The following is a 23,340-nucleotide window of genomic DNA, read 5'->3' on the forward strand; positions in this document are numbered from 1 at the left end:
GCGCCCGGCCCACCGGGACGATGTCCCGGGACGGCACCGGGTACGCGGGACGGGGTCAGATCCCCTGGGGAAGGCGGAACAGGCGGCCCGGGTCGCGGGCGGACTTGATCTGGGCGAGCCTGGTGGCGTTGCCCCCGTAGTAGGCCGCCCGCCAGCCGCCCAGCTCCGGGTCGATGTAGTTGACGTACGCGTGGTCGCCGAAGTGGGGCCGCATCGCCGCGTGCGCGGTCCTGGCCCAGGCCGCCGCCCCGGAGCGGTGGGCGTAGTACTGCACGCTGTAGAGGGCGGCCCGGTGCGGGAAGGCCGTGGCGTCGGGGCGGACCCTGGCGACGGCGCCGCCGAGGGCGTCCAGCAGCACGGTGTGCTCGCCGGGGCGGGCGACCTGGGCGACCAGGGCCTTGGCCCCGGCCTCGGAGAGCGGGCGGTAGGCCATGTGCGACTTCGCCGTGAAGGTGTCCCTGGACAGCCGCCCGCCCCGGGTCTGCCCCGGCAGGGAGCCGCCCAGGTGGCACTGGGAGACCGAGAGCGAGCCGCAGCCCGCCATGAGCAGCATGGCCTGGCGGTAGGAGGTCTGCCTGACGGTGCTCGACGACGGCGACCCGGCCGCGTCGGCCAGCCTGTCGAGCAGCCGCTCGCACCCGGCCCTGCCGCCGAGGTAGAGCCCGACGACCTGCACGTCCGTCGCGCCGTCGCGGCTCAGGTGCATCCCCGACCACATGGCGTCCGGGGCGGCGGGGGCCCACGCCTGCCAGGCGCGCAGGGCCTTCGCCGCCCTCGACCACGGCCAGTGCAGGAAGAACACCGTGACCTCGCGGGTGGGGTGGGTCCTGAACCCGAAGGAGACCGCCACGCCGAGGTTGCCCCCGCCGCCGCCCCGCGAGGCCCAGTACAGGTCGGCGTTGTGGTTCGCGTCGCAGGTCAGCAGCTTCCCGTCGGCCGTGACGATCTGGACCGACTCCATCACGTCGCAGGTCAGGCCGTACTTCCTGGAGACCACGCCGATCCCGCCGCCCAGCGCCAGCCCGCTCACCCCGACCGTGGCGCAGGTCCCGGCGGGGATGCTGACCCCGCTCGCGGCCAGCCTGTCGTAGACGTCGATCAGCTTGGCGCCCGCCCCGACGGTCGCCCGCCCGGAGGCGTGGCTCACCTTGCTCATCCGGGACACGTCGAGGACCAGGCCGGTCCCGGTGGACCAGCCCGCGTAGGAGTGCCCGCCGGAGCGTACGGCCAGCGGCAGGTTCAGGCGGCGCGCGAAGCCGACGCACTCGGCGACGTCGGAGGGGTTGGCGCAGTAGGCCACCCCTGCGGGCCGGACCGCGTCGAAGGTGGGGTTGAACAGCTTCCTGGCGCCGTCGTACGCGGCGTCGCCCGGCCGGACGATTCTGCCCTCCAGCCCACCGGCCAGGGCCCGCCAGTCGGCGGGCCGGGGCGCGCCCGCGGCACCCCGGCCGGTCGTGCCGGGGGCAGCTGTGACACCGGCGGCACCGGCGGCACCGTGCCCGGTCATGCCGATGGCGCCCAGGGCAGGTATGCCCTGAGCGCCCAGTGTGAGGGCGGCCAAGCCGCCGGTCCGAAGGAATGCCCGCCTGTCCGGAGGGATCCGCATGTCGTTACTCCCCGAGGTTCAGTGTTCAACTGACCGGTAGGACGACCGCACTGCCCTTCTGGTTGGTCACATTCACATCACCCCTGACGAGAAAAGCGGGAAAAACAATGACTCATGCCTCCTGCGCCACGCGCAGCGCGAGCGCCGGGCACATCTCGACGGCCCTGCGGGCCATCCGCCGGAACTGGGTGGGTACGGTGTCGCGGCTGAACACCGGGTAGCCGTGCTCGTCGAGGTGGACGAGGTCGGGGGCGAGCTGCGCGCACAGGCCGTGCCCCTGGCAGCGGGTCCAGTCCACGGTGAGCTTCACCTCGGGCTCGTTCTCCTGCGGGGGCAGGGGGAGCACGCCGAGCACCGGGCGCCCGCAGCTGCCGCGCAGGAGGTGTTCCTCGATGTCCTCGGGGAAGGCGTCCAGCGCCGACAGCACGAACCTGGACGTTCCGTCGGGGTGGAAGCACGCGCCCCTGCCCTTGACGCTCGCGGCCCTGCTCCGCAGCTCGTCCAGGGCGGAGGCCGACCCGTTCACGAGCTCGGCCATCGACTGCGCGACGTCCGGGAGCCCGAGCCGGCAGGGGCCGCACTGTCCCGACGACTGGGCGGCGAGATACTTCGCGACCCTGACCGTCTCGCCCAGCGGGCAGGTCTCCCCGCCGAGCGGCACGATGATCCCGGCGCCGAGCTGGCCGCCCGCCTCCGAGATGCCCTGGCGGGAGACGGTCGCCACGGCCGCGGCGTCCGCGTGGAGCCACGCGCCGTGGTAGCCGCCGACCAGCACCCCGTCGCCGGTGGAGGCCTGGCAGGCGTCCAGGACGGCGTACAGCGGGGTGCCGGTCGCGACCTCGACCACGGCCGGGGCCTTGGCGGAGCCTCCCACGGTGAGCAGGACCGTCCCCGGCTCGCGCGCCGTGCCGACGTCGGCGTACCGCTCCGCGCCCAGGGTCGCGAGGACCGCGAGCTGGGCGTACGTCTCGGCGTTGGACAGCAGGGTGGGCAGCCCGTTCACGCCGCTCTCCACGGCCCTGACCTTGCGGCCCGGCGGCTCCCCGACCAGGCCGTTCACCGAACGGACCAGGGCACCGCCCTCGCCGGAGATGAACCTCTCGACGATGCCGACCACCCTGACCTGGTCGCTGATGCCCCGCTCCTCGACCGCGGCGGCCACGGACGCCTGGCCCATGCCGCCCTCGACGGTCGCGATCACGACCTGCTTGGCGCCGATCGCGCCCGCCGCGAGCAGCGCGCCCTCGATGACCAGGTGCGGGGTCCTGGTGAGCAGCATCGTGTCCTTGCTGCTCGCGGGCTCGCCCTCGGCCGCGTTGACCAGGACGACCTTCTCCGCCTTCTTGTCCATCACCGCGCGGACCTTGCGGGCGAAGGGGAACGCGGCCCCGCCCCGGCCGCGCATGTCCACCTCGTCGGCGAGCGCGGCCAGCTCCTCGCCGGACATGCCCGGTGCCGTGCCGTGCATGTCGCGGTGTTCGGCGAGGTCCATCCTGCGGCAGTCCTCAAGCCCGGCGGTCAGCCTGGCGGGTCCCAGCTGGCGAACGGGGGGAACGCGGTAGGGAATCATCCGACATCTCCGATACGGCGAAGCTCAGGCTGCTCCTCGCGGACGATGCGCGGGATGCGGCCGACGATGCTCGTGGGCGGCGTGATGCTCGTGGGCGGGTTCAGATCCGCGGCGACGGGCACCGCCACCGGCATCTCCTCGCGCACGATGATCGGCTTGGGCTGCAGCTCGGAGATCACCCTGATCAGCAGGGCGGCTCCCACCGCGACCAGGCAGACCACGTAGCTCCAGGTCACCCACTCGGCGGGCGCGCGGCCCGCGGTCAGCCCGTGCAGGACCGCCATCGGCCACGCCAGGTAGGCGGAGCCGTGCAGCATGCGCCAGAGCCACGGCCTGCGGTTCTCCGCGAACCTGGCCCGGGCGACCCCGGTGAGGAAGACGACGATCATCAGGTCGGAGGCGATGGCGCCGAATCCGACGTACAGGCTCTGGCCGCTCGCGCCCAGCGGGACCACGACCGACGCGAGAGAGGTCCTGCTTTCAATGATCTTCATGATGACGTGGATGGCGAGGAAGCCCATGCCGAGCATGGCGGCGGCCCGGTGGACGAGCTGCGACCGGATCCTGCCCAGGACGGGCAGCACGATCCGGTCGGCGGAGAGCAGGCCGAGCGCCACGGTCGCGGTGAGCGACACGAGGGCGATCACGCCCGAGAAGAACGAGAAAATGCCACGGATGGTGGCTGCCGCCTCCATACCGGGCGTTGTCCGCCCGAGGATGAGAAGGCCGACCACGGAGATGGTGATCGTGACACCGAGGCCGATCCTGGCGGGCCTCTGGTCGAGACTGATCCCGGCCTCCGACCGGGTGTGTCTCGGAGTCCGTCTGTTACCCACCTATGGCTCCTGTCTGCGAAGCGGCTCGAACGCCGTCTGCGTACGAGGGTGAAGGACTCTGATATCGCGAGATGCCGCCCCCCGTCTCCGCGGGGATGTGGAAGAGGCGCGGAGACGGGAAGCGGCGGTCTCGGAAGGGGGCCGTCAGCAGCGACGGTTCCTGTTGATGCAGTCGACGACGAGCCTCATGAGCCGGTCGGGCATCACGTTGGCGAAGTCGGCGTGGTCGGTTACGGGGTTGTGCCGTTGCTCGGGGAAGGCGTCCAGCGCGAAGGACGCCGTGCGCGGAGTGGAGTAGGTCAAGGTCATCCGCAGCTGCGGGATGGCCTTGGTGCCGGACGGGCAGGCGCCGTTCGCGTCGGGGAACAGCACGTGCGTGCGGTGGTTGGCGCTGTCGGTGTTCTGGCCGTCCCAGCAGCTGGGGAAGTCCAGGATCCGGACGAGCTGGCTGTTGCGCGGGCAGAGCGGGTACTTGGTGGTGATCCGGTTGGTGAACCCGGTGCAGGTCCACTTGGCGAGGGCGTTCGCGCCGCCGTTGGTGGCGGCCTTGGCGTCACCGGTGATCATCCTGATGAAGCGCGGCATCGCGCTCACCCTGGAGACCGCGTTCCCGCGGAACTGCAGGCTCACCTGGCGGGCCTGCAGGATGGTGCCGACGTTGCCGTCCGGGTCGTTGACGTTGGCGTCGCTCGTACGGTCACGCAGGACCGGCCAGAAGTAGGTCGAGCGGTCGTTGAGCGCGCACGTGGTGCCCGCGGCGGCCAGGGACTGGTCCGTGGAGAACCCGTCGGTCGACAGGTTGCCGACGTAGTCGTGGATGTGGTGGGCGCCGTTGGTCACGCCGGGGGCCACGATGAAGTTGTCGGAGTTGCGGTGGCCGTTCCTGTTCGTGCCACAGCGGGAGGTGAAGAGGCCCGCGGAGCCGCTGCGCCTCGGCCTGACCTCCTGGACGTTCCGCTGGACCTGCCGGATGTCGATGAAGTCCTCGGGGAACGGCCCGAGGTCGGCGCACTCGGCCTCCTCGTCGTCCTGCGGGGGAGCGGGCGTCTCGCTGGGCGCCGGCGTCTCCGCGGGCGGGTCGGCGGGCTGGTCGGTCGGCGGAGCGTTGGTGGGGCTCTGTGAGGGTGCCTGGGTGGGCCTGCGGCGGGCGTTGTCGTCGGCGTTGCCGTTGTCGCCCGCGTTGTCGGGGTTACCGGCGTTGTCGGCGTTGTCCTGGGCCGGGGCCTGCTGGTCGGCGGGCGCGTCGGGGGCGGCCGGCTCCGTGGGAGACGCCTGGATGAGGCTGCCGCCCGCGGGAGGCGCGTCGGCGGGCTGGTCCTGGGCGGGCTGGTCCTGAGCGGGAGCGTCCTGAGCCGGTTGGTCCTGGGCGGGAGCGTCCTGCGCGGGCTGATCCTGAGCCGGTTGGTCCTGAGCCGGTTGGTCCTGCGCGGGAGCGTCCTGCGCGGGCTGGTCCTGGTTCTGCTGACCCTGCTGGTTCTGGTCCTGCTGGCTTCGCTGGTTCTGGGCCGGCTGCTCGGCGGGGTCGCAGTGGTCACCGTAGGCGGGAGTCGTGACCGCCACCGTGAACGTGACGGTGGTGAGCGTGCTGGCGGCCAGCGCCAGCGCAGACAGGGAGACGAGCGAGCGTTTCATGATTTTCAAGCGATTTCTCTCCTGACAGGTGTGTCGAGAGCGGAGACGGGCGGCGGCGGGGAGGGCATCGGAGGCTCGGGCAGTTCCGAGTAGTCGACGAGTCCGGTGCTCTCCAGCAGGGTCATGTGCTTCATGACCACCTCGACCGCCCGCTGGGCGAATGCCCTGACCAGGTCGTTACGGGTGCCGGACCGTACGCCGGCGACCACCCCGAAGACCTTTCCGTGGGCCGCCCGCAGCAGTTTGGCGAACAGGAGGTCGTACTCCGCGCCGGGCTTCACCGCCGCCAGCTGCGCCATCCAGCCCTGCTGGTCGGCGTTGGGCTGGTCGGGCAGCGGCACGTTCAGCTTCGCCGCGAGGGCGCGAACCTGCTCGTCGAGCTTGAGATGGTCGGTCATCAGGTGCATGCCGACCTCCTTCACCCGTTTGCTCGCGGCCTTCTGCTGGGCCTGCTGACCGCTGGGAATCTCCCAGAGACCGGCCAGACGGACCTTGACCAGCAGATCGCGGTCGGCCGCGCCCAGCGGCCCCTGAGGGGTCTGGACCCAGCCCTGCGCGGCCGCCCCGCCGCCGGGCGGGGTGATCAGGACGACCGCCACGGCGGCGATCGCGATGAAGACCCCGAACAGCAGGGGTTCGCCGTTCTTGAAGCGGCGGAACAGTGATCTGAACATGGCCCGATTCCGCTCTCAGAGACTGGCCGCTACCAGGGCCATCTCGGCGCCCGGCGCGGTGGCGAACGTGCCGCCCGGCCCGTACGGGGCCGGGTGCGTGAGGAGGAGGACAGCTCCGACCGGCCACGGAATGTGCCGCACTGCCATGTCGTTTCCTTTCCCCGAGGCCCGCCGGTGCGGGCGCACTTGGTGGGAGGTACGCGGCGCCGCCCGGGGTGGTTCACGAGAAGTGATGAGATAGTTAGAAATGACTGGAGTTGCCAGAGTTGCAGACGGGACACATAACGAAGGTGTAAAGATGTGCCCGTGCGTCAACTCGACAGTCGGTTCGAGAGCGCGGACACCGATGTCCTCCTGGTAGAAGATCTGTACCGGGAGTTCGGTGTACCCCTGCTCCGCCATGTGCGTAAGGCCACCGGTAACGATCTGCAATGGGCAGAGGACGTCGTCCAGGAGACGCTCGTCCGAGCCTGGCGTAACGCAGGGAGGTTGCAACGAGAGCCCGGCCTGTTGTGGGCCTGGCTCCTGACCGTCGCCCGCCGTATCGTCATCGACGGTCGTCGCAGGCGAGGGACGAGACCACAGGAGGTCGAACCCGCCGACGCGAACGCTGTGCCCGTTCCCGACGGGGCCGATCGCGCGCTGGAGGCGATGATCGTCGCCGAGGCGTTGCGAGAACTGTCCCCAGAACACCGCGAAGTCATCGAGCAGACTTACCTACGGGACCGTACGATTAACGAAGCGGCGGAGATCCTCGGGATCCCGCCGGGTACGGTCAAGTCCCGGCTCTACTACGGAATCCGGGCTCTCCGAAAGGTCCTGAAGGAGAGAGGTGTCGCGAGCTGATGTTGCCCTCCCCGCATCATGACGTGGCGGCGTACGCGCTCGGGGTGCTCGACGAAGAGGACCACGAGGCGTTCCAAAGCCATCTCATGACCTGCGAGGAGTGCCAGATCGAGCTCCGGGAACTCAGTGAGGTTCCCGGACTCCTCGATGTGGTGAAGCGGGACCGCTCCAATGCCCTGGACGATGACCGGACTCCACATTGACGTTTAACCGCTTTTGGGGTGATATCAGGAACGGTGGTGTGTCCCGGTCAACGAGGATCGGGACAGACGGCCACTGGAGGTGTCGTGCCGCGGGCCATGCCCGATGGGCGGAGTGCGGGCCGGACGGCCCCGCCCGCCGGGCGAGGTGCCCGGAGCGAGCCCAGACTCGCCCGGAGGCGCCGTAGCCGTTCCGAGGCGACCCTGTGGGATGATTGCCCTACCGCCATCCCGCAGGGAGAACCCGCCGTCTCCGACCAGGAGCCTTCCGTTCCCCGCCGGCAGCGGCGAGAGACCGCGGTTCCCAAGACGAACCGGGGCGCCTGGCCGAGATCCCGATCACCCATGACACGACGATCACCCCGTGGTGGGCGTTTCGCGCCCCGATCCCCGGGGAGCTGACCGTGGCCGGGAACGGACGGCCGGGCGAGCGCGCCGCATCCCGCAGGGCGCGGGCGACATCACTTCCTCTCCGCCGGGAACCATCTCCGCGGGAATCGTGAGATCCACCATGGATCCTCATCTAACTATGCAAAACCCCTCACAAAGGAGTGAGAGCGACATGCCGCTCGACGAGGCCAAGGACGAGCTGCTGAGGAGTGCCGCGGAGACGTGCGCGCACACACCGGGCAGTGATCACGTGGGCGTGGAGGAGGCGCTCGCCTTCCTGCGGCTCTACTACCGGCATGTCGCCCCGGAGGACCTGCTCGGCCGCGACCCGGTCGACGTGTACGGTCCGGCGATGACCCAGCGGCAGCTCGCCGAGCGGCGCCCCCAGGGCCGTGCCCTGGTGCGGGCCTACACGCCCACCCTGGAGGAGCACGGCTGGGACCCCGGGTTCTCCGTCGTGGAGATCGTCACCGACGACATGCCCTTCCTCGTCGACTCGGTGACCATGGAGTTCGACCGGCACGACATCGGCACCCACCTGGTCGTCCACCCGCAGATGCGCGTGCGCAGGGACATGACGGGCAAGCTGCTCGGGCGCGACGAGGAGGACGTCACCGGGCAGGTGCTCGCCGAGTCGTGGATGCACTTCGAGATCGACAGGCAGGGCGACCAGGCCGCGCTCAGGGCGATCGAGACCGACCTGCAGCGCGTCCTGGAGGACGTGCGCGGCGCCGTCGAGGACTTCGTCAAGATGCGGACCCTCGCCCTGCGGACCGCCGAGGACGTCTCGGCCAACCCGCCGCCCCTCGCCCCCGCCGGGGTGGAGGACAGCCTGGAGCTGCTGCGCTGGCTGGCCGACGGGCACTTCACCTTCCTCGGCTACCGCGAGTACCGCCTGGAGGAGGGCGAGGAGGGCGACAGGCTGCACCCGATCCCCGGGACCGGGCTGGGCATCCTGCGCAGCGACAGCGCCGACTCCGGCAGCTTCGCCGCGCTCCCGCCCGAGCTGCGCGCCAAGGCCCGCGAGAAGCAGCAGATGCTGATCGTCACCAAGGCCAACACCCGCGCCACCGTCCACCGCTCCGCCTACCTCGACTACGTGGGCGTCAAGCTCTTCGACGCCTCGGGCGAGGTCGTCGGCGAGCGGCGCTTCCTCGGCCTCTTCACCCACGTGGCCTACAGCGAGTCGATCTCGCGCGTCCCGGTGCTCCGGCGCAAGCTGGCCGAGGTGCTCGTGCTCGCCGGGCTGACCGCCGACAGCCACGACGGCAAGGACCTCATCGAGATCCTGGAGACCTTCCCCAGGGACGAGCTCTTCCAGACCTCCGTGGAACAGCTGCTGCCGATCGCCCTGGGCGTGCTCAGGCTCCGCGAGCGCAAGCAGGTTAAGGTCTTCCTGCGCCCGGACGACTACGGCCGCTACGTCTCGTGCCTGGTCTACCTCCCGCGCGACCGCTACACCACCAAGATCCGCATCAAGATGCAGGACATCCTGCTCAAGGCGCTCGGCGCCACCTCCTTCGACTACAGCGCGATGATCGGGGAGTCGGCCCTCGCCAGGCTGCACGTGGTCGTGCGCGGCGAGCGCGGCAGGCCGCTGCGCGCCGACACGGTGAACGTCGAGGAGCTGGAGGCGAGGCTGGCCGCCGCCACCAGGTCCTGGGAGGACGACCTGGTCGCCGCGATCACCGAGCTGAGCCCCGAGGACGAGGTGCCCAAGCTCGTCCGCCGCTACGCCCCGGCGTTCCCCGAGGGGTACAAGGCCGACTTCCCCGCCCGGATGGCGGTCGCCGACCTGCGCCGCCTGGAGGCGCTGGCCGCCTCCACCGACGAGATCGGGATGAACCTCTACGAGCCGTACGACGCCCCGGAGGGCGAGCGCCGCTTCAAGCTCTACCGCCTCGGCGCGCCCGTCTCCCTGTCGCGCGTGCTGCCGCTGCTCCAGCGGATGGGCGTGGAGGTGGTCGACGAGCGGCCGTACGAGGTCGACCGCGACGGTGACCCGGCCACCAAGGACGCCTGGATCTACGACTTCGGCCTGCGCTACACGCCCTCGCCCGAGGTCGACAGGGACGAGTTCAAGCGGCTCTTCCAGGACGCGTTCGGCGCCCTGTGGGCCGGGCGGGTGGAGAGCGACGGGTTCAACGGGCTCGTCCTGGCCGCCGGGCTGACCTGGGAGCAGGCCGAGATCCTGCGCGTGTACGCCAAGTATCTGCGCCAGGCGGGCACCACGTTCAGCCAGGAGTACATCGAGCGGGTGCTGATGGGCAACGTGCGGCTCGCCCGGCTGCTGGTGCGCCTGTTCGAGGCCAGGCTCAACCCCCGGCGCCCGGCCGAGGTCCGCTCCGACCTGTCCGACGCGCTGCACGAGGAGATCCTCGGCGCCCTGGACGAGGTGGCCTCGCTGGACGAGGACCGGATCCTGCGGGCCTACCTGGAGATGATCGGGGCCACCCTGCGGACCAACTACTTCCAGCGGGCGGACGGCGAGCGCAAGCCGTACGTCAGCCTGAAGCTCGACTCGCCGTCGATCGGCGTGCTGCCGCTGCCCCGGCCCAAGTTCGAGGTGTTCGTCTACTCGCCCAGGGTCGAGGGCGTGCACCTGCGCTTCGGCAAGGTCGCGCGGGGCGGGCTGCGCTGGTCGGACCGGATGGAGGACTTCCGTACGGAGGTGCTCGGGCTGGTGAAGGCACAGATGGTGAAAAACACCGTCATCGTCCCCACCGGCTCCAAGGGCGGCTTTGTCGTAAAAAATCCGCCAAAGTCGGGGTCGCGGGAGGACACCCTCGTCGAGGGCATCGCCTGCTACCGGATGTTCATCTCCGGCCTGCTCGACCTCACCGACAACCTCGTCGACGGCGAGGTGGTCCCGCCCGCCGACGTCGTCAGGCACGACGGCGACGACACCTACCTGGTGGTCGCCGCCGACAAGGGCACCGCGACGTTCTCCGACATCGCCAACGCCGTGGCCAAGGAGTACGGCTTCTGGCTGGGCGACGCCTTCGCCTCCGGCGGCTCGATCGGCTACGACCACAAGGCCATGGGCATCACCGCCAGGGGCGCCTGGGAGTCGGTCAAGTACCACTTCCGCACGACCGGCGTCGACATCCAGAGCACCGACTTCACCGTGGCCGGGATCGGCGACATGTCCGGTGACGTGTTCGGCAACGGCATGCTGCTCTCCCAGCACATCCGGCTGGTCGCGGCGTTCGACCACCGGCACGTCTTCCTCGACCCCCAGCCGGACGTCGCCAGGGGCTACGCCGAGCGCGCCCGCCTGTTCGCGCTGCCCCGCAGCTCCTGGGAGGACTACGACGCCTCGCTCATCTCCAAGGGCGGCGGCGTCTGGCCCCGTACGGCCAAGTCGATCCCCGTCTCCGCGCAGGCGCGCGCCGCGCTCGGCATCGACGGCGACGTGACGTCCCTGTCCCCGGCCGACCTGATCAGCGCCATCCTGCGGGCCCCGGTCGACCTGCTGTGGAACGGCGGCATCGGCACCTACGTCAGGGCGTCGAGCGAGTCCAACGCCGACGTCGGCGACAAGGCCAACGACGGCCTGCGGGTCACCGCCGCCGAGCTGCGCTGCAAGGTGATCGGCGAGGGCGGCAACCTGGGCTTCACCCAGCTCGCCCGGATCGAGTTCGCGCTCAACGGCGGCCTGGTCAACACCGACTTCATCGACAACTCCGCCGGGGTGGACACCTCCGACCACGAGGTCAACATCAAGATCCTGCTGGACCGGGCCGTCCGCGACGGGGAGCTCACCGACAAGCAGCGCAACCAGCTCTTCCTCGACATGACCGACGAGGTGGCCGGGCTCGTCCTGCGCGACAACTACGACCAGAACGTGGTGCTCGCCGCCGCCCGCGCGCAGGCCCCCGACATGCTGCACATCCACTCGCGCCAGCTGCGCAGGCTGGAGCGGGCCGGGCTGCTCAACCGGGAGCTGGAGTTCCTGCCCTCGGACAAGATGCTCGCCGAACGCCGCCAGGCCCGGCTCGGGCTGACCGCGCCGGAGTTCTCGGTGCTGCTCGCCTACACCAAGCTGGTGACCGACGCCGAGATCCTCGCCTCCGACCTGCCCGACGACCCCTACCTGGCCTCCTGGCTGGTGTCCTACTTCCCCTCGGCGCTGCGCGACCCCGCGCTCCGCACCTACATGGACACCCACCCGCTCCGCAGGGAGATCATCACCACCGGTGTGGTGAACGACCTGGTCAACTCCAGCGGGACCACCTTCATGTTCCGCCTCGGCGAGGAGAGCGGCGCGTCCAGCCCCGACATCGCCCGCGCCTACCTGGTCACGCGGGAGGTCTTCGACATGCCCAGCCTCTGGCGCCAGATCGAGGAGCTGGACAACAAGGTCGACACCTCCACCCAGATCGCGATGGAGCTGGAGGCCCGCAAGCTCGTCGAGCGGGGCACCCGCTGGCTGCTGGGCAACCGGCGCCCGCCGCTGGACCTGGCCTCCACCGTCGGCTTCTTCGCCAAGGGCATGAACGGGCTGCTGCCGCACCTGCCCAAGCTGCTGACCGGGTCCGACCTGTCCGCGTTCGAGGAGCGGCGCGACGGCTTCGTCTCCCGGGGCGTCCCGGCCGAGCTGGCCGAGCGCGTCGCCGCGATGGTGCCCGCCTACTCCACGTTCGACCTGGTCGAGGTGGCCTCACGCACCGGCCGCCCCGTTCACGACGTCGCCGAGGTCTACTTCGACCTCGCCGACCGGCTCCAGCTCTCCAGGCTGCGCGAGCGCGTCGTCGCGCTGCCCAGGGACAGCCGCTGGAACTCCATGGCGCGGGCCGCGCTCCGCGACGACCTCTACGCCGCGCACGCCGCGCTCACCCACGACGTCCTGACGCACAGCACGCCGGGACTGTCGCCAGAGGAGCGCCTGGCCCGCTGGACCGAGGCCAACTCGGCGGCGGTCTCGCGGGCGCGGCAGACCCTGTCGGAGATCTGGGAGAGCGACAACTTCGACCTCGCGACCCTGTCGGTGGCGCTGCGCGCGATCCGCACGCTGGTGGCCACCATCAACCTCCCGCACGCCGACGCCTGACCCGCCCCCCGCCCGGCCGCGCGATGCGTCGCGCGGCCAGGGCGGTCCGGGTCTCCGGGGCCGTGCGCTCCGCACGAGGGGCGCTGGAAGGACCGGTTCCGGCTCCGGCTAGTTCACGGTGACCTTGGTGAGACCGCCGAGGTAGCCGATGACCTTGGCCGGACGGCCGCTGCTCTTGGCGGGGACCGTGCTCACGTACAGCTGCGTCTCCACCATGCGCAGCTCCTTGAGGATGAATGGCTCCCTCGTCAGCTTCCTCGCCTCGGGCGGGATCGGGATGTCCGACCCGCACGGGGTGATCCTGATCGTCCGTGTCGTCGTCCTGATCAGGGAGTAGAGGACCATCGCGCCGCCGTCGGCGGTGCGCAGCGCGTGCACCGGGTAGTCGCTCGCGGCGAAGATCGAGTCGTAGCCCAGGCAGTTGGTCTTCTCGGCCCTGCGCCTCTCGGTGATCTCGTTGGCGAAGCCGGTGGTGTGCGGGCCCTCCTCGATCAGCTTCGCCGCGATCCCCTTCTCCTCCTCGGCCGAGGTCGCGTGCAGCGGGGCCATCAGCCGAGGGCTGATCGCCACCGTCGTGTCCTCCTCGCCCAGCGCCGTCGCGTACCCCTCCGCGTCCAGGACGACCTCGGGGGGCCGTACGCCCTCGTCGAGCAGCGAGGTCGAGCTGATCTGCCAGTCCGCGCCGCCCTGCCGCATCAGGGTCAGCACGGCGGTGCGGACCCTGCCCGAGGACTCCTCGCGGTCCACGAACGCGGCGAACCAGAGCGGGCCCGCCTGGTCGCGCGGGACCAGCAGCCGGGGAGTGCCCCACGTGTAGTGGGGGAGGGCCCCGGCGGAGCCGTTGAAGGCCGCCGCGCTGAGGGCCTGCTGCCCGTCGCGGGTCTGGGCCAGCATGAGCTTGCGGTCGGCGTCCAGGTGCGGCTTCGCCGCCCCCAGTACCCCGTCGGCGCCCACGACGCCCGCCAGCGCCTTCGCCGCCTCGGCGAGCGTGACCGGCGGCGGCGGGGGAGCCGTCGAGGGCCGGGCGGTCGGCGTGGCGCCTCCGGCCAGGGGGCTCCGCTCCGGCCGGACGTCGCCGGAACCGGAGCACGCCGCGGTCGCGGTGATCACGGCGACCAACGCCAGCGCGAGTGCGAGCACACCACGTCGCCCGTGTTCGCGCACGTCCACCTCCCGATGCTCCCCGATGCGGGCCATGCTAGCCATGGTGGGGGAGCGCGCCGTACACGATGGGGTTCGGAGGTCGCGTACCCTTTACAGACGTGGCACTCATCGATCCGGCAGAACAGATCAACGAGCTTACCGGGACGCTGAACAGCATCCAGGACGTGCTCGACCTTGGCGCGATGCGCAAGCAGATCGAGGAGCTGGAGGATCAGGCCGCCGCGCCCGACCTGTGGAACGACCAGGATCGCGCGCAGAAGGTCACCAGCAGGCTCTCCTACCTCCAGGGCGAGGTCAACAGGATCGAGTCGCTGGGGCGGCGGCTGGACGACCTCTCCGTCCTCTACGAGCTGGCCTCCGACGAGGGGGACGACGACACGCGGGAGGAGGCCGACCGCGAGCTGGAGTCCCTGAAGAGCGACATCGGCGCCCTGGAGGTCCGCACCCTCCTGTCCGGCGAGTACGACGCCCGCGAGGCGGTCGTCACGATCCAGTCACAGGCGGGTGGCGTGGACGCCGCCGACTGGGCCCAGATGCTCCAGCGGATGTATCTGCGGTGGGCCGAGCGCAAGGGCTACCCGACCGACGTCTACGAGACCTCCTACGCGGAGGAGGCGGGCATCAAGTCGACGACCTTCACGGTCAAGGCCCCCTACGCGTACGGCACGCTCCGCGGCGAGCACGGCACCCACCGGCTGGTCCGCATCAGCCCGTTCGACAACCAGGGCCGCCGCCAGACCTCCTTCGCGGGCGTCGACGTGGTGCCGGTCGTCGAGACGACCGACCACATCGACATCAACGAGGACGACCTGCGCGTCGACGTCTACCGCTCCTCGGGCCCCGGCGGCCAGGGCGTCAACACGACCGACTCCGCGGTCCGCCTGACCCACCTGCCCACGGGCATCGTGGTCTCCTGCCAGAACGAGCGCTCGCAGCTGCAGAACAAGGCGACCGCGATGGCGGTGCTCCAGGCCAAGCTGCTGGAGCGCAAGCGCCAGGAGGAGAAGGCGGCGCTGAACGAGATCCGGGGCGAGTCGACCACGTCGTGGGGCACCCAGATCCGTAACTACGTGCTCCACCCGTACCAGATCGTGAAGGACCTGCGGACGGGCGCCGAGGAGGGCAACCCGAGCGGGGTGCTCGACGGCGACCTGGACAGCTTCATCGAGGCCGAGATCCGCTGGACCCGCCGCCAGGAGTCGGGCGTCGACGAGTAGGCCCGTCTCCACATCCGTCTCCCGCGCCTTCGCGGGCCCCGGGCTCACGGAACCCGTCCCCGGGTCTCCGCGGGCCTCGCTCACGGACGCCTGCGGGCGCCCGTGAGGCGGTTTTCCTCCGTGACCGTCCCGCGAGCCCCGGGAGGGGCCCGGGAGGGCGGTCAGGCGCCGCTGAGGTGCTTCAGGGCGAGGCTGAGGAAGAAGAGCGCGATCAGTGCCAGCGAGACGAGCGCGGGGGTCATGTTCCCGAAGGCGTTCTGGTGCATCCGCTCGCGGTACGCGCGGCAGCGTGGGCAGCGGCCTTCGGCCACGGGGTGAGCGCACCCCGCGCAGACCAGGTCTTCACAGCTCATGACGTCCTCCCTCTTCGAGGTCAGAACTACTTTATGCGGTCGTTACCGGGCGCCGAATCGTTTTGTTTCCGTTATGGGCTTTCCATGCCAGTCTTCCCCCTAGACTGGGCTCCGGCCAACCGGAACGTCGATCGAGAGTAAAAGACCGGCGCCCCCCGGCCGGCGAGAGGCGGAAGTGGCCCTCTGCCACTCCTGCGACCGTCCTAACCCCTAGACTGGCATGCCGTGATGCGCCCGTGATCCATTTTGATAATGTCACCAAGGTCTACGCGAACCAGAACCGGCCCGCGCTGGACCACGTCAGCGTCGATGTCGACAAGGGCGAGTTCGTGTTCCTCGTCGGCCCCTCGGGGTCCGGGAAGTCGACCTTTCTCCGGCTGGTCCTGAAGGAGGAGCGCCCCAACTCGGGCGCGATCCACGTGGCCGGCAAGGACCTCGCCCGACTGTCCAACTTCAAGATCCCGCACCTGCGCCGCCGGATCGGATGTGTCTTCCAGGACTTCCGGCTGCTCCCGAACAAGAACGTGTATGAAAATGTCGCGTTCGCTCTGGAGGTCATCGGCAAGCCCCGGCGTTTCATCCGTAAGGTGGTCCCGGAGGTCGTCGAACTGGTCGGCCTTGAGGGCAAGGCACACCGGATGCCCGACGAGTTGTCCGGTGGCGAGCAGCAGCGGGTCGCTATGGCCCGTGCGTTCGTCAACCGGCCGATGATCCTGCTGGCCGACGAGCCGACCGGAAACATCGACCCCGCGACGAGCATCGGCATCATGAAGGTGCTCGACCGGATCAACCGGACCGGCACCACGGTCGTCATGGCCACGCACGACGCGGCCATCGTCGACTCCATGCGCAAGCGGGTGGTGGAACTGGAGGACGGCAAGATCGTCCGTGACCAGTCGCGAGGCGTGTACGGCCAGGCGTACTGACACCAGGACCGGATAGAGCGACAGGAAGAGCATGCGGGCAAACTTCATCTTCTCCGAGGTCTGGATCGGCCTCCGCCGCAACCTCACGATGACCATCGCGGTCATCGTGACCGTGGCGATCGGCATGGCGTTGCTGGGCGTTGGTCTGATGATCAACTCTCAGATCTCCAGCATGAAGGACTTCTGGGCGGACAAGGTCGAGGTCTCGGTCTTCCTGTGCAAGAAGAACGATCCCTTCCCGCAGTGCAAGGGCAGCGGTGGCGTCAATCCCCAGGAACAGGCCGAGCTGAAGTCGACCATCGAGGCGATGCCCCAGGTCGAGGCGGTCACCGTGGAGAACGCGGCCGAGGCCTACAAGAACTTCCGGGCCCAGAACGCCAACAACACCGTGCTGCTCTCCGCCATCCAGGTCGAGGACATGCCCGAGTCGCTGCGGGTCAAGCTCAAGGACCCCGAGGCCTACGCGCCGGTGATCGAGGCGGTCAAGGGCGCCGCGGGGGTCTCCAACGTGGTCAACCAGAAGGAGCTCCTGGAGAAGTTCTTCGGGCTGCTGGAGAAGCTCCGCTGGGCGGCCCTGGTGGTGGCGATCATCCTGGTCTTCGCGGCCACGCTCCTGATCGGCAACACCGTCAGGCTCTCGGCGTACAACCGCAGGCGTGAGACCGGCATCATGCGGCTGGTGGGGGCCTCCAACCTCTACATCCAGCTGCCGTTCGTGATGGAGGGCGTGATCGCCGGCCTGATCGGCGGTGTGCTGGCCGCGATGCTGCTGATCGTCAGCAAGGTCTTCCTCTTCGACGGGGTGCAGCTCTACCTCTCTCCCAACAGCCAGCTGTCCTGGGAGACGGTCGCCTCGGTGATCAGTGTCACCATGGTCTTCGGCGTGCTCATCTGTGTGCTGGCGTCCTTCGTCACGCTCCGCCGCTACCTGCGGGTGTGACGGTCCCGTGGCTCCGTACGCCGTGACCTGCGTGTGCGCCTGTCCTGGGGCCCCGTACGCCGTGACCGTCCCGCGGGTGCGGGGTTCCCGCGCGCCGATCCAGGCCCCGCCCGCGCTCGCGGGCGCGGCCCGTGGCCCCGGTCACCGGTAGGCTCCAGACATGCCACGTGAGACCGGGCGGAAGGTAATCGCCCAGAACAAGCGTGCCTGGCACGACTACCACATCGAGGACACCTACGAGGCTGGTCTCGTGCTCCAGGGTACGGAGGTCAAGTCGCTGCGGCTCGGCCGTGCCTCTCTCCTCGACGGGTACGCCGTCATCAAGGACGGCGAGGCCTGGCTGATCAACGTCCACATTCCCGAATACACCATGGGGACCTGGACCAACCACGCCGCGCGCCGAACCCGCAAGCTCCTGCTCCACCGCAAGGAGATCGAGAAGCTGGTCTCCAAGACCAAGGAGGGCGGCCTGACCCTGGTGCCGCTCGCCATCTACTTCAAGGACGGCAAGGCCAAGATAGAGATCGGCCTCGCCAAGGGAAAGAAAGACTGGGACAAGCGGCAGACGCTGGCCGAGAACCAGGCCAAGCGGGAGATGGCGCGCGCGCTCAGGCACAGGAACAGGTGATCGTGAGGGGCAAGGCCCGGCGAACCACCGCCGCGGCGCTCGCGCTGGCGGCGACGGCTCCCATGCTGTCCGCGTGCTTCGAGGAGCCCTCGGCTCACGAGGCGGTGCGCGAGTTCCTGGTCGGCTGGCAGACGGGCGACTACGCCGCCGCGGCCAGGCGCACGGACGGCGACCAGAAGGTGGTCGGCCGGGCGCTGGAGGACGCCAAGCTCCAGCTCGACGCGGCCTCGTTCCGCTTCAACGTCAAGAGCATGCGGCGCGCGGCGGACGAGGTCGAGGCCGACTTCGACGCCGAGGTCGACCTGGGGGAGAACAACCCCCTGTGGGAGTACGAGGGCAAGCTGCCGCTCCACCTGGTCGACGGCCAGTGGAAGGTGCGCTGGTCGCCCAGCGTCCTGCACCCCCAGCTGCGCGAGGGGGAGCGGTTCGCGGTGAAGGTCACCCCCGAGGGCCGCCAGCCGATCCTCGACCGCAACCGCGACCCGCTGCAGGAGAAGGCCGTCCTGCACGTGGCGAGCGTGGTCCCGGCCAACCTGAGGAGCGGCCAGGCGGACGAGCTCTGCGAGAAGCTCTCCAAGATCACTGGTTTCCCGCAGGACCGCCTGCTGAGCCGGATCCGCTCCGCGCCGCCCAACCTCCAGGTGCCGCTGGTCACCTTCAGCCGTACGAAGTTCCGGCAGTTGCAGGGGCAGCTGGAGGCGATCCCCGGCCTCACCCTCGACACGCAGGAGCAGGCGGTCGCCCCCGCCTCGCCCACCCAGATCGTCGGCACCGTCACCGCCGTCACCGCGGAGAGCGAGCAGCAGCTCGGCGGCCCGCAGCGGGCCGGGGACACGGTCGGCAGGGGCGGTCTGCAGAGGGCGTACCAGGAGCATCTGACCGGCTCGACCGACACGCGTGTGATCACCATCGACCTCAAGACGCTCAAGGTGACCGAGCTCAAGAAGTGGCGGCCCGACCGCTCGACCTCGCCGGTCAAGACCACGCTCGACCGCTCCCACCAGAGGGCGGCCGACGGCGCGCTGCTGGGCGGGACTCCCGGCATGCTGGTCGCGGTCCAGGCCTCGACCGGCGACATCCTGGCGGTGTCCAGCACCGAGCCGTACAACCAGGAGAGGCACGCCCTCGCCGGGAGGTTCCCCGCGGGGACCGCCTTCTCGATCATGACCGTCGAGGGCATGCTCAGGGCGAAGATCGATCCGAAGCAGCGGATGGCCTGCCCGGCGGACAGGTCCGTCGGGGGTGCCGCGTTCCACCAGGAGGGCGTGCCCGCGGGAGACTCGCCGACCATCCAGACCAACTTCGCCACCGGCTGCGTGACCGCGCTCGCCGCGCTGGCCCGCAGGATCAACGGCTCGGAGCTGGAGGCCGACGCCGCGAAGTTCGGCATCGGGGCGCCCTGGAGCCTCCCGCTGAGGTCCTTCAGCGGCTCGATGAAGCCACTGAAGGACGACGCGGCCACCGCCAGGGCCATTACCGGGCAGAACGTCCTGGTCAGCCCGCTGTCCATGGCGCTGGTCGCGGGGGCCGTCGCCTCGGGCACCTGGCGCCCGCCGGTCCTGGTCACCGAGCCCCAGACGACCGACCCCGCGACCGACGCCAAGCCGTCCAAGGCGCCCGACCCGGTCAAGCTGGACGACAAGACGGTCGAGACCCTCCGCGCCTTCATGCGCAGCGGAGTGACCACGGGCTCCGCGCGTGCCGCCGCGGCCCTCGGCGACCCGGTCCACGGCATCACCGCCGTCGCCGCGCAGAGCCGTAAGCCGCTCGCCTGGTTCGTGGGGTGGCAGGGGGACGTGGCCGTCGCCGTGCTGGCGCAGAGCTCGGACGCCACGGCGGGGGCGAGCATCGCCGGGCGGTTCTTCCAGGGGCTCCACGCCGGGCTGTGACTATCCGCAATATTCTTTTCACCCTGAGCAACCATGGAGTGTCTCTTTTGCGTCCTTCTAAGTGACCGGGCTCCGCTTGGGGGGTTGCGGACTCGGTCGCTGTGATGAGGTCAGGGCTTCATCTCGGGGGAAGCCCTGCCGTCAGGACCGGCTCGACCCTGCCGGTCGACCCCGGGGACGCACGCGATTCGCGGGCGTCCCCGGGGTTTCGGCGTCCAGGCGTACGGTTTTCCCGGCACTGGCTTGCATGCCGTCAGGTGCGGCCGGACGGGCTCCCCGTGGCGCGCCGGGCGGGAATTCGATTCGCGTTAGCCGTGTTGTAACGGGTATCTTCGGATAGCTCGGCCCCCCGGGGCCGCGTTGAAAACTCAACAGGGGGTGACTGGTTTCGACTTTGGCTTTTCAAGTCAGGTGAAGCGGGTCGAGGACTGCGGACATAACCTCGTTAACACTGTGACCGCGACCAACAAGTGCCAATAAGACGCACTCCGAAGTCAGCCAGGGCAACCTGGCCCTCGCCGCCTAAGCAGCGAGTGACTTCTGCCGGCCCGGGAGCGCCTCCGGCCCGGATCCGGCATCGCTAGGAGGCTCAACCGATCGACCCGGCCACGGGGAAGATCGGGAAATCTTACAGTGGCTGAGCCCGTCGGCGACTTGCCTGCGTGATTGCCGGGGCTGAGAAAAGCACAGCAGGCTCCACCCGGAGAAGCCCTGTCTTGGAGTTGAAGGACGCGGGTTCGATTCCCGCCACCTCCACCCCCGTTCCGCACCGAACCGTGCGGAACAGATCGCCGAAGGGCGGTCGGTTCGGCGCCACCGCCGTCCCGGCCGCCTTTTGTCGTTGTCCGGACGGCCTCACCGGCGGACGGGTTCGCGCGTCGACCAGGGGCCGCCCCTGCGGCGCCTGGTCGTGGTGTCGCCCCGTGGTTTCCGTACGCCTGGGTACGCCTAGATGGTGAGTGCGGCGTCGATGCGCCTGAGGTGGTGCCGGGCCAGGGCCAGGTTGGCGCGGTCGCGGTCGAGCACCAGGTAGAGGAAGGTGTGGCCGGAGCTGTCGGACAGGAGCCTGATGATGTGGTACTGCTTCGCCAGCGTGATGAGAATGTCCTCGACGGAGTCGTGGATGTTCAGCGCGGACAGGGTCCGGACCTTGGCCCTGACGACGTCGGTGTTGCCCGCGGCCGCCACCTCCAGGTCGAGTTCGCGTCCTCCCCCGATCGTGCCGAGGCACATGCCGCTTTCGTAGTCGACCAGCGCCGCGCCGACCGCGCCGTCGATCGTCATGGTCTCTTTGAGGGCGGTTTCGATGTTCATGAGCTTCTTTCCCAGGTGAGCGGGGGCGCTCCGGCGTCTCGCCGGGCAGGCGCTATCGGACAGGCAGATGAGGCAGTTTGTGGCTGTCGATACGTAAAGTACACTTAACTACTACCGTTAGTGAAGTGCAATATGGTGTAGTAGCGGATGAACGGCTCATTTGGGGAGATATCCAGCACTCCGGCCCGTGATCTGTCCTGTTCACGGAGTCAGGGGTGGTGTGCCGCGTCCGTGCGTCTCCCGGCTCGTCCGGGGTTGCGGCGGTCGCGTCGTCTCCCCTCTGGGCGTCCGAGGGAGAGCTGGGGGAGACATCCGGTGGTGAAGGCCGACCCACATTCCGTACGTGAACGACTCAGCCTCCGCGAGCAGAACCAGAGGTGACCTTGTGCCGTCGTCGGCCGTGACCCAGCCGATGCCGTCCCGCGGAGCGGTGGACCGCTCCCCTTCCCGCCACGGGATGACGGTGTGAGCGCCACGGGACCGGAGGTCCTGGGCGAGATCGGCAAGCTCCTTCTCCGGCGCTCGCCCGAGGGGTTCTCCGGTGTGCTCCGCGTCGAGGGCGGTCCCGGAGGGGCGCTGTGGGTCAGGGACGGTCTCGTGGTGGCCGCCACGACACCGGTCGCCCCCGGCCCGGAGTCGCTGCTGCTGCGGTCGGGCAGGGTGTCCGAGAAGGACTGGACCGACGCGTACACGGTCGGTGCTCCCGCCGACAGGCTGGCCGCCGAGCTCGCCGGGCGCGGCGTCATCGGCGAGGCGGCGCTGGAGGCGGTGTGCCTGGCCGCGCTCTTCGACGCGGTGTTCGCGATGGTCCTCTACGGTGTCGAGTCCTGCGCCGCCGAAGCGGTGGGACCCGGCGACCGCCAGCCGCTGCTGCCCGTCCTGCCCGGGATCGGTCACGGGCGGCTGGCACGGGAGACCGCGCGCCGCATGGGACACGTGGAGACCTGGTCGCGGCTGGGCCTGTCCATGCGGGTCAGGCCCGTGCCCCCGGCCGTCCCCGTTCCCACGCTGCTCGGCTCCGACCGCATCCGCCGTGCCGTCCTGGAACGGGCGAACGGACGCCGGACGCCGCGCGACATCGCCTTCGTCCTGGGCAAGGGCCTGTTCTCGGTGATGAGCGAGGTCGCCAGGATGGCCGAGGAGGGGGTGCTCGACCTCGGCGGTCCCCCGGCGGGGGAGGGGGCGCCCGCTCCCGAGCTCGTCGTGGAGGATCCGGACGAGAGTACGGACTCCCAGCTGCCGCGCCGCCGTCCGGGCACCAGCAAGATCAACGAGATGCTGGCCGCCGCCGGGGGAGGACCTGTCCTTCCCCGACCTCTTCTCGCTCTCCGGTCCATGCCTCCGCTGGAGCCGGAGGAGGTCGACCCCGCCGGTGAATGACGGCATTCACACCCTCGTCGCGGCCTGGCCGGGCACCTTCCCGTTCCGGGGTGTGCGAGGCGGCGCCCGGCCCGCTCAGACTTCCGAGAAAGACCCCTCGCGCGGCACCGTGCCGCCTTCCCTCCCCGGCCCCCGGGCCTGGGATCGTCTCCACGCTGGAGGTATGTGATGAGCAAGCAAGCGGTGCTCGCCGAGCTGAAGATCCTGCGGGATCGGGTGGCAGGCGTGCTGGAGACGGCCGTCGCGTCCGTGGACGGGCTGCTCGTCGCGGCCGACAGCGAGGGGGCGAGGCCCGAGGTGCTGGCCGCCCTCGCCGCCGCCACGCTGGGCCTGGGCAAGCGGACGGGCTACGAGGTGGGCATGGGAGAGCTTCGCGAGGTGGTGACCCGCTGCCGCAGCGGATACATCGTCGTCTACGCCGTCCGCCAGGAGGCGCTGCTCGTCGTGCTCGCCGACGAGGGGCTGGACGTCTCCCGGCTGCACGTGGAGTCCCGGCCCACGGTCGAGAGGCTGGGCGTGATGCTCGCCGGGGCCTGACGGGTCCCACCGGGTGAGCGGCGCGCGGTCGCCGTCCCGCTCGCCGCTGTCCGGGGCCTGGCCGGTTTCGCGGGTGACCGGCGCGTGGTCGCGGTCCGGGGCCTGACCGGCGGGTGGCCGCCGTCCCGGTCGCTGTCGCCGTCCCGAGCCCGACGGGTTTCGCCGTGACCGGGGTGCCCCGCGAC

19 protein-coding genes and 1 other RNA gene are annotated in these 23,340 nt (G+C 70.1%); 11 read left to right on the forward strand and 9 right to left on the reverse strand.

Going from position 1 to position 23,340, the window contains the following annotated elements; translation table 11 throughout:
• Positions 1-55: 55 nt before the first annotated feature.
• The 6 genes from ACW9TB_RS18450 to ACW9TB_RS18475 form a co-directional block, all read right to left on the reverse strand.
• Entirely contained in the window at positions 56-1,561 is a 1,506-nt protein-coding gene (locus ACW9TB_RS18450; protein WP_472749232.1) for an FAD-binding oxidoreductase, read from the reverse strand.
• A 157-nt stretch (positions 1,562-1,718) separates the two neighbouring features.
• Positions 1,719-3,176 (reverse strand): NADH-ubiquinone oxidoreductase-F iron-sulfur binding region domain-containing protein, encoded by a 1,458-nt coding sequence (locus ACW9TB_RS18455; RefSeq protein WP_472749233.1) that lies wholly within the window; start codon positions 3,174-3,176, stop codon positions 1,719-1,721.
• A complete protein-coding gene (locus tag ACW9TB_RS18460; RefSeq protein WP_472749234.1) occupies positions 3,173-4,012 on the reverse strand; it encodes a hypothetical protein in 840 nt (279 codons plus the stop codon). The genes ACW9TB_RS18455 and ACW9TB_RS18460 overlap by 4 nt, the downstream gene beginning before the upstream one ends.
• Before the next feature lie 144 nt (positions 4,013-4,156).
• Positions 4,157-5,644, reverse strand: coding sequence for a DUF1996 domain-containing protein (locus tag ACW9TB_RS18465; RefSeq protein ID WP_472749235.1), 1,488 nt, complete (start codon positions 5,642-5,644; stop codon positions 4,157-4,159).
• 5 nt (positions 5,645-5,649) lie between these two features.
• Complete coding sequence (locus tag ACW9TB_RS18470) at positions 5,650-6,318, reverse strand: DUF4142 domain-containing protein (RefSeq protein WP_472749236.1); 669 nt, start codon at positions 6,316-6,318, stop codon at positions 5,650-5,652.
• A gap of 15 nt (positions 6,319-6,333) precedes the next feature.
• Positions 6,334-6,465 (reverse strand): hypothetical protein, encoded by a 132-nt coding sequence (locus ACW9TB_RS18475; RefSeq protein WP_472749237.1) that lies wholly within the window; start codon positions 6,463-6,465, stop codon positions 6,334-6,336.
• Between the two features lie 159 nt (positions 6,466-6,624).
• On the opposite strand from ACW9TB_RS18475, the gene ACW9TB_RS18480 reads away from it, so the two are divergent.
• The 3 genes from ACW9TB_RS18480 to ACW9TB_RS18490 all read left to right on the forward strand — a co-directional run bounded on the left by ACW9TB_RS18480 (position 6,625) and on the right by ACW9TB_RS18490 (position 12,807).
• Positions 6,625-7,164 carry a sigma-70 family RNA polymerase sigma factor gene (locus ACW9TB_RS18480; RefSeq protein WP_329090583.1) on the forward strand — a complete coding sequence of 180 codons (540 nt, stop codon included), beginning with the start codon at positions 6,625-6,627 and terminating at the stop codon, positions 7,162-7,164.
• 23 nt (positions 7,165-7,187) lie between these two features.
• Positions 7,188-7,367 carry a zf-HC2 domain-containing protein gene (locus tag ACW9TB_RS18485; RefSeq protein WP_472749238.1) on the forward strand — a complete coding sequence of 60 codons (180 nt, stop codon included), beginning with the start codon at positions 7,188-7,190 and terminating at the stop codon, positions 7,365-7,367.
• Positions 7,368-7,926: 559 nt separating this feature from the next.
• Positions 7,927-12,807 carry an NAD-glutamate dehydrogenase gene (locus tag ACW9TB_RS18490; protein WP_472749239.1) on the forward strand — a complete coding sequence of 1,627 codons (4,881 nt, stop codon included), beginning with the start codon at positions 7,927-7,929 and terminating at the stop codon, positions 12,805-12,807.
• 108 nt (positions 12,808-12,915) lie between these two features.
• On the opposite strand, the gene ACW9TB_RS18495 is transcribed toward ACW9TB_RS18490, so the two are convergent.
• The gene (locus ACW9TB_RS18495) at positions 12,916-14,004 is read right to left on the reverse strand and encodes a DUF8094 domain-containing protein (protein ID WP_472749240.1); all 1,089 of its coding nucleotides are present in this window, start codon (positions 14,002-14,004) and stop codon (positions 12,916-12,918) included.
• Positions 14,005-14,069: 65 nt separating this feature from the next.
• Here ACW9TB_RS18495 and prfB point away from each other — a divergent pair, with 65 nt between their 5' ends.
• A complete protein-coding gene (gene prfB / locus ACW9TB_RS18500; protein WP_472749241.1) occupies positions 14,070-15,188 on the forward strand; it encodes a peptide chain release factor 2 in 1,119 nt (372 codons plus the stop codon).
• A gap of 161 nt (positions 15,189-15,349) precedes the next feature.
• Here prfB and ACW9TB_RS18505 read toward each other — a convergent pair whose 3' ends face one another.
• A complete protein-coding gene (locus ACW9TB_RS18505; RefSeq protein ID WP_472749242.1) occupies positions 15,350-15,541 on the reverse strand; it encodes a hypothetical protein in 192 nt (63 codons plus the stop codon).
• A gap of 236 nt (positions 15,542-15,777) precedes the next feature.
• Between ACW9TB_RS18505 and ftsE the strand changes: the two genes are divergently transcribed.
• From ftsE to ssrA, 5 genes are all read left to right on the forward strand, one after another.
• The gene (gene ftsE / locus ACW9TB_RS18510) at positions 15,778-16,467 is read left to right on the forward strand and encodes a cell division ATP-binding protein FtsE (protein WP_012888192.1); all 690 of its coding nucleotides are present in this window, start codon (positions 15,778-15,780) and stop codon (positions 16,465-16,467) included.
• A gap of 31 nt (positions 16,468-16,498) precedes the next feature.
• Positions 16,499-17,407: a permease-like cell division protein FtsX gene (gene ftsX, locus ACW9TB_RS18515; RefSeq protein ID WP_472749243.1), complete on the forward strand. Its 909-nt coding sequence runs from the start codon at positions 16,499-16,501 to the stop codon at positions 17,405-17,407.
• Positions 17,408-17,567: 160 nt separating this feature from the next.
• Positions 17,568-18,035, forward strand: a complete 468-nt coding sequence (gene smpB / locus ACW9TB_RS18520; protein ID WP_436760400.1) for an SsrA-binding protein SmpB — start codon at positions 17,568-17,570, stop codon at positions 18,033-18,035.
• 2 nt (positions 18,036-18,037) lie between these two features.
• On the forward strand, positions 18,038-19,924 hold the full coding sequence (locus ACW9TB_RS18525; protein WP_472749244.1) for a penicillin-binding transpeptidase domain-containing protein: 1,887 nt from the start codon (positions 18,038-18,040) through the stop codon (positions 19,922-19,924).
• 374 nt (positions 19,925-20,298) lie between these two features.
• Positions 20,299-20,683: a transfer-messenger RNA gene (gene ssrA, locus ACW9TB_RS18530) on the forward strand.
• A 189-nt stretch (positions 20,684-20,872) separates the two neighbouring features.
• Here ssrA and ACW9TB_RS18535 read toward each other — a convergent pair.
• Entirely contained in the window at positions 20,873-21,238 is a 366-nt protein-coding gene (locus ACW9TB_RS18535) for a hypothetical protein (protein ID WP_472749245.1), read from the reverse strand.
• 465 nt (positions 21,239-21,703) lie between these two features.
• Between ACW9TB_RS18535 and ACW9TB_RS18540 the strand changes: the two genes are divergently transcribed.
• The gene (locus tag ACW9TB_RS18540; RefSeq protein ID WP_472749246.1) at positions 21,704-22,618 is read left to right on the forward strand and encodes a hypothetical protein; all 915 of its coding nucleotides are present in this window, start codon (positions 21,704-21,706) and stop codon (positions 22,616-22,618) included.
• Between the two features lie 168 nt (positions 22,619-22,786).
• Positions 22,787-23,155 (forward strand): roadblock/LC7 domain-containing protein, encoded by a 369-nt coding sequence (locus ACW9TB_RS18545; RefSeq protein ID WP_472749247.1) that lies wholly within the window; start codon positions 22,787-22,789, stop codon positions 23,153-23,155.
• The last annotated feature ends 185 nt before the right edge of the window (positions 23,156-23,340 follow it).

This window comes from Streptosporangium sp. H13245 (assembly GCF_055690525.1).